The organism is Pontibacter sp. MBLB2868, from assembly GCF_051904785.1.
Taxonomy (GTDB): Bacteria; Bacteroidota; Bacteroidia; order Cytophagales; family Hymenobacteraceae; genus Pontibacter.
This window is the reverse complement of the sequence record NZ_CP196710.1, coordinates 3,164,320-3,177,632: the sequence shown is the minus strand read 5'-3', so window position 1 is coordinate 3,177,632 and position 13,313 is coordinate 3,164,320. Positions and strand designations below refer to the sequence as shown.

Genomic DNA, 13,313 nt, shown 5'->3' with positions numbered 1-13,313 from the left:
TGCGCCGGGTTTAACCCAATATATTCAGTTTTGTAAATCACGTAGATATTGTATAATTTTGCCCGTTCATGAATAGAGGCTTTTTACATACCGTTGCCATACTTGGCTTGTTGCTGCTTGTTTCCAGCTGCAGTAATTTTCAGAAGCTGCTGAAGAGCAACGACGTTGACAAAAAATACAAGGCAGCCCTTGAGTATTATCAGAAAGAGGATTACTACCGTGCGAACCAGTTACTGGAGCAGGTAACGCCACTGCTAACGGGAAGCGAAACGGCAGAGCAGGCTAAATATTACCTGGCTCAGACCTATTTTGAGCTTGGGGATTATTTGCTGGCAGATTTCCATTTTAAGAATTTCTACCAGACCTACCCACGCAGCCCACTGGCAGAAGATGCTATGTTCATGCAGGCAAAGGCACTGTATAACCAGTCGCCTTCTTATGAACAGGATCAGACAAGCACTTTAACCGCTATCGAGTCGCTGCAGGAGTACCTGGTGCGTTACCCTAATAGTGAAAACGTAGCTGTTGCGAATGAGATGATTGATGAGCTGCTTACTAAGCTTGACAAGAAATCATTTGACAATGCCAAACTCTACTACCAGTTGCGTTACTGGAGATCGGCAGCCGTTGCATTTGATAACTTCCAGAAGGAACACGCCTCTTCTCCGTATAGCGAAGAAGCAGCTTATCTGAAGTTAGATGCGCAACTTAGGTTCGCGCTTGAAAGTATACCGAGCAAGCAGGAAGAGCGTTTATATACAGCCATTGATTACTATCAGGCTTTTATCGACCAGTATCCAAACAGCAAGTTTGCCCGGGATGCAGAGCAGATCTATGAGCAGGCGATGGCAGAAATAGAAAAAATCAAGAAAAATAATCAAGCAAATTCATAAGTATACATATATGGCATCAGTTCCATCATCTATCGTTACCCGCAACATGGCCGACTTTGCAAAGCAAACTGGCAACATGTACATGTCTGTGGCTGTGATATCTAAAAGAGCAAACCAGGTGGCAGTAAAGCTAAAGGAAGAGTTAAACTCTAAATTAGCGGAGTTTGCCACTACCGTAGATAACCTGGAGGAAGTGTTCGAGAACCGTGAGCAGATCGAGATCTCTAAATATTACGAGCGTTTGCCTAAGCCTACAAACCTGGCAATTGAGGAGTTTCTGGAAGGTAAGGTTTACTACCGTACACCAGACGAGGAGTCTGAGGAAATTTCCCTGTAGTACAGGTCTATGCTCCGGCATAAAAAAATAATACTGGGAGTTTGCGGAAGCATAGCTGCATATAAAGCAGCTTTGCTAGTACGCCAGCTCATAAAATCGGAAGCAGAAGTGCAGGTTATCTTAACCGCTTCTGCTTCTGATTTTATAACCCCTCTCACATTGGCCACGCTCTCTAAAAGGCCTGTGCTTACCAAATTTGTCAAAGACGATACTGGTACCTGGAACAACCATGTGGAATTAGGCCTTTGGGCCGACGCAATGGTAGTAGCCCCGGCTAGTGCCAATACGGTGGCTAAGATGGCTAACGGCTTTTGCGATAACTTGCTTACTGCTACGTATCTTTCTGCCCGTTGCCCCGTGTTTGTTGCTCCTGCCATGGATCTGGATATGTACCAGCACCCATCGGTGCAAAACAACTTCAGAAAGTTGCAAGGCTATGGCAACCGCATCATAGAAGCGGGGTATGGCGAATTAGCTAGCGGACTGGTAGGGCAGGGACGTATGGCTGAGCCAGAGGAAATTATTCAAGTGCTTCAGAATTTCTTTGCAGGTGACCAAAAGAACGTTTAAAGGCAAAACCATACTTGTTACAGCAGGGCCAACCCACGAGCCGATCGATCCGGTGCGCTTTATCGGGAACCACTCTACTGGTAAAATGGGTTACGCATTAGCAGAAAGCTTCGCGATCCGGGGTGCCCGGGTCCAACTTGTGTCGGGCCCTGTAAACCTGGAGGCAAAGCACCCACAAATTCACGTTACTGCCGTTACCACTGCCGAACAAATGTATGAAGCAGTGAAAAGTATGGCAGCCACAGCTGATATACTTGTGTTTGCAGCTGCAGTTGCCGATTATCGGCCAAAGGTCGTGGCCGATAAAAAAATAAAGAAAAGCGGCAACGAACTCACAATAGACCTGGTTAAAAACGTTGACATTGCAGCAGCGCTGGGCAAAGCAAAAAAAGAGACGCAGTTCTCAGTTGGGTTTGCCCTGGAAACCAATAACGAAAGCGAGAACGCACGCGAAAAACTGCAGAAGAAAAATTTAGACATGATCGTGCTCAACTCCCTGAATGATCCGGGGGCTGGCTTTAAGCACGATACGAATAAAATAACCATCATCGAGAAAGATACTGTAACCGCTTTTGATCTGAAGCATAAAAGTGAGGTAGCAGAGGATATTGTAAACCTGATCTGGGAGAGAGTAAATGCCTAAAAAAATACTTGTTTTGCTGATGTTTTGCCTGACAGTTTGGTCTGTGAGTGCGCAGGAGCTGCAGTGCGATGTAGTGGTTAACAGCGAACAGGTACAATACACTGACCGGCAACTGTTCACGGATATGCAAACGCGTATCTTCGAGTTTATGAACAACCGGCGCTGGACTGACCAACCTTACCGCCCGGATGAACGCATTAAATGCCGTGTGCTGATCAACCTGACGGAGATGCCGGAGATAGGAGTTTTTAAAGCCAATGTACAGGTAGTATCTGTTCGTCCAGCCTATGGCACGGGTTATGAATCCACGCTTTTCTCTTTTATTGACAAAGACTGGACTTTTCAGTTCAGCGATGCCCAGCCGCTGGATTTTGCTGAGAATAATTACTCCTCTAACCTATCATCTATGCTGGCATTTTATGCCTACATGATCATAGGGGTTGATAATGACAGTTTTGGCAGATTAGGCGGCGCACCTGCTTTTGATAAGGCACGGGCAGTACTAAACCTGGCTGCCTCGCAAGGCCCGGGCTATCAGGGCTGGAAAGCCTTTGATAGCAACCGCAACCGTTATTGGTTGATCGATAATATGCAGGACCCTCAGTTTCTGCCGTTCCGCGAAGGTTTGTACAACATGCACCGCCTTGGGCTTGACCTGATGATAGAAAATCCGGAAAAGGCACGGCAGACGGTGATAAGTGTTTTAGAGAACATTCAACGCCTGCAGCAGCAAAAGCCAAATGCCGCTGTAATCCGCTCTTTTTTCGATGCTAAATCTGATGAACTGGTTAATATGTTCAAAAATGCCACCCCGGCGCAGAAGCAGCAGGCCTATGCCATCCTTTCCCAAACAGATCCAACGAACAACAGCAAATATGAAGTTTTGCTAAAACGCTAAAATTTTTAGAATTTAACTAAATCGGCGTAACTTCACGGCAGCAGAAAGAGCTGCTGATTTTATACTACATTCTATGGGCAAGCGCCAGGTCCGAATCTTCCGAAAAAATCTAGAAGAACATCTTCCAGAACTGTTGCTGCAATCATCAGTACAGGTTGTTTTGCGCTCTAAAGCGGTGTTAAACGGTGTTTTAAGTTCATCGGGCCCAGCAATGCTGGCTTTGCAGGACTTCCGGTTTGGTAAACACACTTTTGCTTTTAACGACGTGGAAGAAGTTATTTATGATATTGAAGCACCTTATTGAAGGATGTTTATCAGGGACGTTCGCCCTTTTTTTATTCTTGTAAGACACTTCTGGTTGAAAATAAACTACTCTGATTAGTAAAATGGAGCATCCGGAACAACTATGAAAAATTTACGTGTTACCGTGTTTATCAAAGGGTGGTATAAATTATACTTTAGCCTGACTACAAATTATTAATTTAAATACCGAACTTTAGCATAGGCAAAAAGTCTTACATCTTGTGTCTATAGCTTTGCGTCAACTTCTATGCTCATTGATCTTAAAATAAAGAACTACGCCCTGATTGAGAAACTGGAGATGAACCCGTCTCCTGTTCTAAACATCATCACAGGCGAAACAGGTGCCGGTAAATCTATTATGCTTGGCGCCATCGGTTTGTTAATGGGTAATCGCGCTGACTCTAAATTACTTTTTGACCAGGAGCAGAAGTGCGTGATAGAGGGAGTGTTCGATATATCTTCTTATAACCTGAAGGATATTTTCCTGTCTGAAGACCTGGATTATGATGACCAGTGTATTCTGCGCCGCGAGATAAGCCCAAGTGGTAAATCCAGGGCCTTTGTAAACGACACGCCGGTAACCCTGGATGTGATCCGTAAGATTGGGGAAAACCTAATGGATATCCACTCGCAACACGATACACTGCAGCTCGGCGATACCAGCTACCAGCTTAATATCCTGGATGTGTATGCCGGTAATACATCGTTGGATATCTACGCAGGTAACCTGTCCTACCTCAACGATTACAATACTTCTTTCCGGAAGTATAAAAAGCTGGAATCTGATTATAAGAAGCTGGAAGACCAGCTGGCCCAGGCACAGAAAGAACTTGATTATCATACTTTCCTGCTGAATGAGCTGGAGGAAGCGGGCCTTCAGGAGGCTGAGCAGGAGGAGATGGAAAATGAGCTGAAACAGCTGGAGAATGCAGAGGATATTAAACTGAAGCTGACGCAGGCAGTACAACACCTCTCGGAGTCTGAGTTTAACATCATTTCCGCTTTAAAAGATACGGCTCACCTGATCGGGCAACTTGCACAGTTCTCACCCAAATATGATGAGCTGCGCACCCGTACCGAAAGCTGTATGATAGAGCTGAGCGATATTGCCGGAGAACTGGAAGATGCGGAGCGCAAAACAGAAGCAGACCCGGAACGGATAATTACGGTGCAGGAACGCTTGAACCTGATCTATACACTTCAGCGCAAGCACCAGGTGCAGTCAAACGCCGAGTTATTGGAGATTCAGCGAGACCTGGAAGGGAAAGTAGGGAGCGTGCTGAATCTGGATGCTGCCATTACCAGTACACAAAAGCAAATGCAACAGGCAGAAAAAGAAGTGCTGGAAAAAGCAACGGTTCTTTCTGAACGCCGCAGAGCATCTTTTGGTCATTTTGAGAAAGAATTATATAGTTTACTAGCGGAATTAGGTATGCCTAATGCCCGTATTGTCATTCAACATAATACTACTTCTCCTTCAGCTACCGGTACCGACGAGATCAGCATTCTTTTTAGTGCCAACAAGGGAGCGCAGCCGCAGTCATTGGTAAAAGCTGCCTCTGGTGGTGAATTTTCTCGTCTGATGTTGAGCGTTAAGTACATGCTGGCAGATAAAACGGCTCTGCCAACAATAGTTTTCGACGAAATAGACACAGGTATATCAGGTGAGGTTGCTGTGAAAGTTGGTAAAATGATGCAGCAGATGGCGCAGAAGCACCAGATCATTGCTATCTCGCACCTGCCACAGATAGCTGCTCAGGGCAATGCGCATTATTTTGTGTACAAGCAGGATACAGAAGACAGAACCATTAGCCGCGTTAAAAAGCTAAGCGACGAAGAGCGCGTAAATGAGATCGCACATATGATAGCAGGGGCTAACCCAAGTGCCAATGCTTATCAAAGTGCTAAAGAGTTGCTATCACTGTAACGACTTATTGCTATATTGCCGACTTAAATCGAGGAAAGAACAAAACAACCATAAAGACATGTCCTATAATCTGCTAAAAGGAAAAAAAGGAATCATTTTCGGTGCGCTGGACGAAAAGTCCATTGCCTGGAAAGTAGCCATGCGTGCCAAAGAAGAAGGTGCTGAGTTTGTACTTACCAATGCGCCACTTGCTATGCGCATGGGTGAAATTAATAAGCTGGCGGAAACCTGCAATGCACAGATCATCCCTGCTGATGCAACTTCTGTAGAAGACCTGGAAAACCTGTTTACTAAAGCACAGGAAATTTTAGGAGGCAAGATCGATTTCGTGCTGCACTCTATTGGTATGAGCCCTAATATCAGGAAAGGAAAGTCTTACGGGGACCTGAACTACGACTGGTTCATGAAAACGCTGGATGTGTCTGCTTTGTCTTTTCATAAAGTAATGCATGTTGCCGAGAAACTGGATGCCATGAACGAATGGGGTTCTATAGTGGCTCTTTCTTACATTGCTGCACAGCGCGTTTTCCCGGATTATACAGATATGTCGCAGGCCAAGGCATTGCTGGAGTCAATTGCGCGTAACTATGGTTACCGTTTAGGACTTCAGAAGAACATCCGAGTAAATACCATCTCACAGTCACCTACCAAAACAACTGCCGGTACAGGTGTTGGCGGCTTCGATGCGTTTTATGACTATGCAGATAAAATGTCGCCTCTGGGCAATGCTTCGGCTGAAGCCTGTGCAGACTATACCATTACACTCTTCTCTGACCTGACGAAAATGGTAACCATGCAAAACCTGATGCACGATGGTGGCTTCAGCAGCATGGGTATATCAGAAGGTATCGTGGAGATGATCAGCAAATAAATACTGGATCAGAAGACTAAAGTCAGGCAGTTGCGATAGCGCGAGGATCTGTACTTTATTACTTCTTTTCCCCCTAAACAGGAAACGGCTTATGCAACCTTGCATAAGCCGTTTCCTGTTTAGGGGCCGCCTGATGTAGTTTACTCTTCCTCGCGGTGCACTGTGGCAATATCGAAGGCGGGTACACAAACAGACCAATACTCGGTTTCTTCATCAAACGGATTAGAGTAGCGGACACGGCTTCCTGCCTTGATCAGAATAGATTCACCGGCATTCACTTCCACTTCCTCGCCATCTATTTCAATAATTTTCCGGCCTCTTAATACGATGGTTACTTCATCAAATTCAGGGTTCTGATGGGGCTCGCTCCAATTGGGAGGCGCGATCATGTGCGCTATACTAAACCCTCCGGTGCGGGTTGATGCATGACCAAAATGTTCTTCAATTAACTTCCCGTCGGTGGTGGGCACACGAAACGGATTTGTCTGTTTAATATACTTCTTGTCCATTTTAATTTGATAATAGTCTTTTAGGTTATTTATTGTCACAGGGTCCTGGAGTATAAGCTGTCACACCTGCCCGATCTGCTTCGCAGGCGTTGCCGTACGTTTTTTCATTACAGCCGCAAACAGGGTCATACTGCATTGTGCACACCTGGTTTGGGTTTATGCGGCTCTCATCAATACAGGCATTTGATTTTTGCTTAGGGCTTACACAGGAAGTGAGCACCGTTAGTAGGGCAATGGCTACCAATGCGCGTTTCATAGTTTTAGTTTTTATACAGTCTTTGCTTTATACGCCATCGGCTGCTGAACGTCAAAAATTAACTAACTACAGATGTAGACGTATGTTATTGGAAGCGTAAAAATATCTAAATTAATTAGGATAAAGCCCTTTTTTAGTGATAAATGAAAGGCATACGCATGTAAACTAACAGTTTGAGCAATAACAAATGAAGCAAATGGATAACATGAACAAAGACAATTCAAAAATATTAATGGCTACATTAGCTGGTATTGGTGCTGGTGTGGTGGCAGGAATTATGCTGGCACCTGAGAATGGCAAAGCTACACGCGAAAGCGTTATGCGCAGCCTTTACAAAGCTAGCGACGAGTTGAATACGTCTATGAAAAGCTGGACAGATAATTTGAAGACAAAGCTATCACAGGGAGGGGCAAGCGAGGAGGATGACCAACTGGTTATGCATGGATCCTGGGAAGATGTAAAAGGCCAGCTACGCCAGAACTATGAAGAGCTAACCGAAGAAGACCTTTCGTATCAGCAAGGCAGTGAGCATGAATTACTGGACCGTATACAACGGCGCTTAGGTAAAACCAAAGACGAAGTGATCAGATTGCTTTCAGAATTGCGCTAAATAGCAACGTTCAGAAGCAAGGTTAAGATGGTGTATTTAGAGCTTATTTTATATATTTAAAAGCAGTATTTAAGTATTCTGCATTAGATATATAACTAAATGCTATACTTAACCGTTAGTATAACACACAGAATCAGAATATATAAATATAAAAACTATAATCAATAGAGACTATGAAAGATAATAGCGGAAAAGTTCTTTTGGCCCTTCTGGCTGGTGCTAGTGCAGGCGTAATTGCCGGACTGCTTATGGCTCCTGACACTGGTGAGGCAACTCGTGGTAGTGTAAAGAAATGGGCTGGCAAAATGAGCAAGGACTTAGAAAAGAACTTGCAGGCTGGACTTGAAGAAATAAAGAACATGAGCGGAAACCTGGGTAAAACAGAATCAGGTTCTAATACCGGTGGTTCATCATCTAAAACCAGCAGCTCTGGTTCTTCATCAAGCACTTCTGGTGCTGGTAGCACAGGCAGTACAACTGGCGGCGGAAACGCTTAATTGCCAGTCTGGATAAAATAAATAATCTGCAATGTTGACAAAGGCTGGAGATACAGTTTAGTAGACCTTATCTCGCTGAGGCAGCCTTATACATTGTTATCAGAAAGCGCTTTCTCTTTTTAGAGCAGGCGCTTTTTGCGTTTTAACAGGTATGTACGTGCTAACCTTAAAGCTGCTCTCCCGTTATAAAAGGTACAGCTTTGCTTCTGCAAACTGGATTAAATCAATTGTAATAAAACCAAGATACAACTATGAGAACGGAAATGGAATGCAGATCATTAGGAGAAAACAAGTCGACATATAATACAAATTCATCTGTGCGTCAGATCAAGCAAAAAGATACCTCTTCAAGAAGCAATAAGAGTAGTGGTGGCGGCAAACTTGCCGTAGGCCTGATTGCAGGCGCGGCTGCAGGTGCTATTGCCGGAGTGCTGCTGGCTCCTGAAAAGGGTAAGGTTACCCGTAAAAAAGTAGCTGACTCAGCTTCAAAGCTCGGGGATCAGGTAAATAAAGGCTATTCTGCTACTAAGTCTAAGGTAGAGTCCTGGACCGGTAAGAAGAAGGAGGTTTATATCAACCCGAACCTGAGCGGTAACAAGCAACCAAGCCCTTACACAGACAAAAATAAGTGGGAAGATAAAGAGCTGAATGACATGGTGAACGATGCTCGCAAAACACCGGGCTTATAATATGATCAAATAATTTATAACAAAAGGGCCTGCTACACTGTAGCAGGCCCTTTTGTTATATAAGTGTAAGGCAACGTTACTTTACTTTCTCTTCTTCTTTCTTGTCTTGTTTTTCCGGCTTCATCTGCGGGAAGAACAGTACATCCTGAATAGAGTGTGAGTTAGTCATGATCATACTTAAGCGATCAATACCGATACCCAAGCCTGCTGTAGGCGGCATACCATATTCCAGGGCACGAAGGAAGTCTTCATCCAGGATCATGGCTTCGGTGTCACCACGTTTACCAAGCTCCAGCTGCTCCTCAAAACGCGCGCGTTGATCGATTGGGTCGTTTAGTTCAGAGAATGCATTACAGATCTCTTTACCGTTACAGATCGCCTCGAAGCGCTCAACCAGTCCTGGCTTATCGCGGTGCTTCTTAGCCAGGGGACTCATTTCCACGGGGTAATCCGTTATAAAAGTTGGCTGGATAAGGTAAGGCTCACAAGTCTCTCCGAAGATTTCGTCGATGATCTTACCCTTGCCTAAAGTTGGATCTATTTTAATGCCCAGTTTCTCCGCTGTCTGACGAAGTTCAGGTTCTTCCATGGAAGAGATATCGATCTTCGTGAAGTGCTCAATAGCCTCGAACATAGTAAAGCGTTTCCATGGGCGCTGGAAGTTGATCATATGCTCGCCAACTTTAACTTCTGTTGTTCCGTGCAGGTCCATGGCTACTTTCTCCACCATTTCTTCTACCAGGTTCATCATCCAGTTATAGTCTTTGTAGGCTACATAAAGCTCCACCTGTGTAAATTCAGGGTTATGGAAGCGGCTCATACCTTCGTTGCGGAAGTCCTTTGCAAACTCAAAAACACCATCAAAACCACCTACTATTAGCCGCTTTAAGTATAGCTCATTGGCTATACGCAGGTATAGTGTCATGTCAAGGGTGTTGTGGTGCGTTTTGAACGGACGTGCTGCTGCACCGCCGTACAATGGCTGCAGGATAGGAGTTTCTACCTCTAAGTAGCCCTGACCACTTAAGAAGCTGCGCATGGAGTTAACCAACTGCGTACGCTTCTTGAAAGTCTCACGCACATTCGGGTTAACGATCAGGTCAACGTAACGCTGGCGATAACGGAGTTCCGGATCACTGAATGCATCGTACACGTGCTCCACGCCGTTTTCATCAATCTCACGCTTAACAATAGGAAGTGGCTTTAGAGATTTGGTCAGAACTTTAAGCTCTGTTACGTGCACCGAGATCTCTCCAACCTGCGTAACGAAAGCATAGCCTTTGATACCAATGAAGTCACCGATGTCAAGCATCTTTTTAAACACTGTGTTATAAAGGTCCTTGTTCTCGCCAGGTGCAATATCATCTCTGCAAACGTAGATCTGAATACGGCCAGTGCTATCCATAAGCTCCGCAAATGAGGCTTTGCCCATAATACGACGACTCATTAAGCGGCCGGCAAGGCTTACTTCCTGATAATTGTTTTGCTCCTTATCAAAATTTTCCTTTATCTCTTTGGCAGTGGCAGTAACTTCAAATGTTTCAGAGGGATATGGGTTGATGCCCATTTTCTCCAACTCTTCACGCTCATGGCGTCTGCGTAGTTCCTGTTCGCTCAGTTGCATGCGGTTATACTAAAAGTGTGTAGTTTATATCAAGCTGCAAAATTGCTAAATATTCGGCAGCTTTTAAACAGTTAGTTAGTGAATTGTTGATTCTTAGATAGTATAGCAATGAAATGGAAAAGGAAACACCTGCAAGTTTATACTTGCAGGTGTTAAAAGTATGATCGCAGCTAAGGTTCTTATGCGGCCTGACCAAGCTGGTAATGTTCTTCTCCGAAAAGCGGTTTTATGCGCTCCTGCAACCTGGCTGCCACAAAAGAATGCTGCAGGTACTTAGGAAGTTCTTTCACAAAAGCCTCGTATTGTTTTATTCCCATGGCCTGGGCTACATAACTTTCGTGAATGCCATTGAGGTAGCTAACTATCTCCAGCAGTGATTCATGGAACAACTTGAAATCAATTTCTGCCTGTACAAACCGCTCTATCTCACGGTGCGACGATGAAATACGAAGTCGTGCCATCAGGTCGAACAAAGTAGTATAGCCAATACGCCAGGTTAGTTGCTGCCAATGCTGCGGCCCGAATTTCTGTAATATCTCTCCTGACCTGGCGCTACGAATGGCTGTTGCCGGGTTTGCCTGCACCTGCTGCCTGACAGCTTTTGCCTTTTGTCGTCGGGTAGTTCTAAGAAACTGCCCGATCTGAGACTGTGCCTCCAGCTCTTTACCAGCTATCTGTAATCCGGGTTTATAATGCGCTAAAGGCAAGCGATGCACATTAAAATCATCGTAATGCCCGGAGGCATAAAAACCAATTGCCCTTGGGTACGCATTTTTCACTACCAGCCTCCCTGCCTCACGCAGTATCCAGTCTTCGTTATTTGTTTTTACACCACGTGTATGCAGGAATGCCTGTAAGCCGGCAAATACAGTATAATAAGCCTGCGGAAAGGTCCAGTGGAGGGCATTACGCATATAAGACTCATCGCCTAATTCTGCTGTTGCCCGCAAGGCATATTCGGTGCTCCAGCTGTTTACCAGGTGGAGCTTTATCACTTCCAGGTCCTTTTCATCAAGCTCAGACTGCGCCTCTCTTAGAAAAGCCAGTTGTTCTACACCAGTATTGTCTGAATGCTTCAGATGGTAATTAATTGCAAAAAAGTAGTTCAGAAAAACCTGTGCCGGAATGGATTTTTGCCAGTCCTTCTCAAGCTCGTTCTGTACCTCCTGATTGATCTGAAAAACGTTTTCTTCTGCTTTCTCTTTCATATAATAACAACAATTTCAGTCCTTTATCAGTTGCAAAAAAGTATAATTATTTATTGATGTAAGTAGTTGGTAAACATTGCTTTATGTAACAATAAATGCGTATTTGTTGCTCTATATTATGCTGTGTAATGAGTGTTGTAAAACAATCAGGTAAGGGTTCTTTAATTCAGGGTATTTGCTAAAACAACACCGGTGCTATAACAGTAATAAAGAAGGAGTTAAACAACTGCAAATGGACCTTTCTTATATTCTGAACGAGCTAGGGGAGGAGCGCCAGAATTACTATAATGCTGTAGCGCCTCCCATCTTACAAACAAGCAATTTTGCTTGTAAAACTGTAGCTGATATGCGGTATATGCTGCAGCATGAGCCAGAGGTGCACCTATACACAAGGGGTAATAACCCGACTGTAACTATTTTGGAGAAAAAGGTAGCAGCACTGGAAGGAGCTGAACATGCTATTGCCTTTGGGAGTGGAATAGCAGCTGTGTCAGCGGCAGTACTGTCGCAGGTAAATGCCGGTGACCATATCGTATGCGTCAGGAAACCATATACCTGGACCAATGCGCTGATGCAACGGTTTTTACCCCGGTTTGGAGTTGACGTTACAATGGTGGATGGTACGGATACCATCAATTACAGCAATGCCATTAAGCCAAATACACGCCTTTTATACATGGAGAGCCCTAACTCCTATACTTTCGAACTTCAGGATATTGCCGCTGTTGTGGCTGTTGCCAAACAAAACAACTGCACCACAATTATCGATAATAGCTATGCCAGCCCACTACACCAAAACCCGCTGCAATTTGGGGTGGATCTTGTGCTGCACTCCTGCACCAAGTACATTGGTGGGCACTCCGATGTGATGGGGGGCATTGTGTGCGGCACCCGGGAAATGATTAACAAAATATTCGAACGGGAGTTCATGACACTTGGCGCTGTTATGTCTCCGCACGATGCCTGGCTTCTGATACGGGGGCTGCGGACGCTCCCTGTACGGATGGAACGCATTGCTGCCTCCACCCGGAAAGTGGTTTCCTGCCTGGAGCAACACCCCAAAGTAGATAAAGTATACTTCCCTTTTTCGCCAGCACACCCACAATATGCCTTAGCTATGCGGCAGATGCGCAATAATTCCGGCCAGTTCACCATCACGTTAAAAACGGATAATATCAACCAGGTTGAAGCTTTTTGTGATAGTCTGCAACACTTCCTGATGGCTGCCTCTTGGGGAGGGCATGAGTCACTCATCTTTCCGATTGCCGCTTCTTATACCGAAGGGGCACTTAAACCAAACCTGCCACTTAACTTAGTACGATTTTATGTTGGGCTCGAGGATCCTGATTACCTGATAAAGGATTTGGAACAGGCTCTGGAGCATATAAAAACATAAAAAGGGTAGGGAATCAAATTCAGAAGTCCGGTTTGAGCAAGAAGTAAAATTTTTAATATATAGATAACATAAGATATTAAAA

General features: G+C 44.7%; 16 protein-coding genes. 12 read left to right on the top strand and 4 right to left on the bottom strand.

Annotated features, from left to right (window positions below; translation table 11 throughout):
• Window positions 1-68: 68 nt before the first annotated feature.
• The 8 genes from ACSX1A_RS13600 (at window position 69) to ACSX1A_RS13565 (ending at window position 6,442) form a co-directional block, all read left to right on the top strand.
• A complete protein-coding gene (locus ACSX1A_RS13600; RefSeq protein WP_439880187.1) occupies window positions 69-893 on the top strand; it encodes an outer membrane protein assembly factor BamD in 825 nt (274 codons plus the stop codon).
• Between the two features lie 10 nt (window positions 894-903).
• A complete protein-coding gene (locus tag ACSX1A_RS13595; protein ID WP_439880186.1) occupies window positions 904-1,230 on the top strand; it encodes a DNA-directed RNA polymerase subunit omega in 327 nt (108 codons plus the stop codon).
• A gap of 72 nt (window positions 1,231-1,302) precedes the next feature.
• Window positions 1,303-1,800 carry a flavoprotein gene (locus tag ACSX1A_RS13590; RefSeq protein ID WP_439880185.1) on the top strand — a complete coding sequence of 166 codons (498 nt, stop codon included), beginning with the start codon at window positions 1,303-1,305 and terminating at the stop codon, window positions 1,798-1,800.
• Window positions 1,781-2,443, top strand: a complete 663-nt coding sequence (gene coaBC, locus ACSX1A_RS13585) for a bifunctional phosphopantothenoylcysteine decarboxylase/phosphopantothenate--cysteine ligase CoaBC (RefSeq protein ID WP_439880184.1) — start codon at window positions 1,781-1,783, stop codon at window positions 2,441-2,443. The genes ACSX1A_RS13590 and coaBC overlap by 20 nt, the downstream gene beginning before the upstream one ends.
• Window positions 2,436-3,341 (top strand): DUF4835 family protein, encoded by a 906-nt coding sequence (locus ACSX1A_RS13580; protein ID WP_439880183.1) that lies wholly within the window; start codon window positions 2,436-2,438, stop codon window positions 3,339-3,341. Before coaBC ends, ACSX1A_RS13580 begins: the two co-directional genes overlap by 8 nt.
• A 73-nt stretch (window positions 3,342-3,414) precedes the next feature.
• Window positions 3,415-3,645, top strand: coding sequence for a hypothetical protein (locus tag ACSX1A_RS13575; RefSeq protein ID WP_439880182.1), 231 nt, complete (start codon window positions 3,415-3,417; stop codon window positions 3,643-3,645).
• Window positions 3,646-3,891: 246 nt separating this feature from the next.
• Entirely contained in the window at window positions 3,892-5,571 is a 1,680-nt protein-coding gene (gene recN, locus ACSX1A_RS13570) for a DNA repair protein RecN (protein ID WP_439880181.1), read from the top strand.
• Window positions 5,572-5,629: 58 nt separating this feature from the next.
• Window positions 5,630-6,442, top strand: coding sequence for an enoyl-ACP reductase FabI (locus ACSX1A_RS13565; protein ID WP_439880180.1), 813 nt, complete (start codon window positions 5,630-5,632; stop codon window positions 6,440-6,442).
• Between the two features lie 140 nt (window positions 6,443-6,582).
• Here the strand turns inward: ACSX1A_RS13565 and ACSX1A_RS13560 are convergent, their stop codons facing one another.
• Both ACSX1A_RS13560 and ACSX1A_RS13555 read right to left on the bottom strand, forming a co-directional pair.
• The gene (locus ACSX1A_RS13560; protein ID WP_439880179.1) at window positions 6,583-6,951 is read right to left on the bottom strand and encodes a cupin domain-containing protein; all 369 of its coding nucleotides are present in this window, start codon (window positions 6,949-6,951) and stop codon (window positions 6,583-6,585) included.
• 25 nt (window positions 6,952-6,976) lie between these two features.
• A complete protein-coding gene (locus ACSX1A_RS13555) occupies window positions 6,977-7,207 on the bottom strand; it encodes a Kazal-type serine protease inhibitor family protein (protein WP_439880178.1) in 231 nt (76 codons plus the stop codon).
• Between the two features lie 187 nt (window positions 7,208-7,394).
• Here ACSX1A_RS13555 and ACSX1A_RS13550 point away from each other — a divergent pair, with 187 nt between their 5' ends.
• The 3 genes from ACSX1A_RS13550 to ACSX1A_RS13540 all read left to right on the top strand — a co-directional run bounded on the left by ACSX1A_RS13550 (window position 7,395) and on the right by ACSX1A_RS13540 (window position 9,003).
• On the top strand, window positions 7,395-7,817 hold the full coding sequence (locus tag ACSX1A_RS13550) for a YtxH domain-containing protein (protein WP_439880177.1): 423 nt from the start codon (window positions 7,395-7,397) through the stop codon (window positions 7,815-7,817).
• Window positions 7,818-7,990: 173 nt separating this feature from the next.
• On the top strand, window positions 7,991-8,314 hold the full coding sequence (locus ACSX1A_RS13545; RefSeq protein ID WP_439880176.1) for a YtxH domain-containing protein: 324 nt from the start codon (window positions 7,991-7,993) through the stop codon (window positions 8,312-8,314).
• Between the two features lie 251 nt (window positions 8,315-8,565).
• Window positions 8,566-9,003, top strand: coding sequence for a YtxH domain-containing protein (locus ACSX1A_RS13540; protein WP_439880175.1), 438 nt, complete (start codon window positions 8,566-8,568; stop codon window positions 9,001-9,003).
• A 76-nt stretch (window positions 9,004-9,079) separates the two neighbouring features.
• On the opposite strand, the gene lysS is transcribed toward ACSX1A_RS13540, so the two are convergent.
• Window positions 9,080-10,627 (bottom strand): lysine--tRNA ligase, encoded by a 1,548-nt coding sequence (gene lysS / locus ACSX1A_RS13535; protein ID WP_439880174.1) that lies wholly within the window; start codon window positions 10,625-10,627, stop codon window positions 9,080-9,082.
• A gap of 179 nt (window positions 10,628-10,806) precedes the next feature.
• Window positions 10,807-11,835, bottom strand: a complete 1,029-nt coding sequence (locus ACSX1A_RS13530; protein WP_439880173.1) for a hypothetical protein — start codon at window positions 11,833-11,835, stop codon at window positions 10,807-10,809.
• A 232-nt stretch (window positions 11,836-12,067) separates the two neighbouring features.
• On the opposite strand from ACSX1A_RS13530, the gene ACSX1A_RS13525 reads away from it, so the two are divergent.
• A complete protein-coding gene (locus ACSX1A_RS13525) occupies window positions 12,068-13,231 on the top strand; it encodes a trans-sulfuration enzyme family protein (RefSeq protein WP_439880172.1) in 1,164 nt (387 codons plus the stop codon).
• Window positions 13,232-13,313 lie beyond the last annotated feature (82 nt).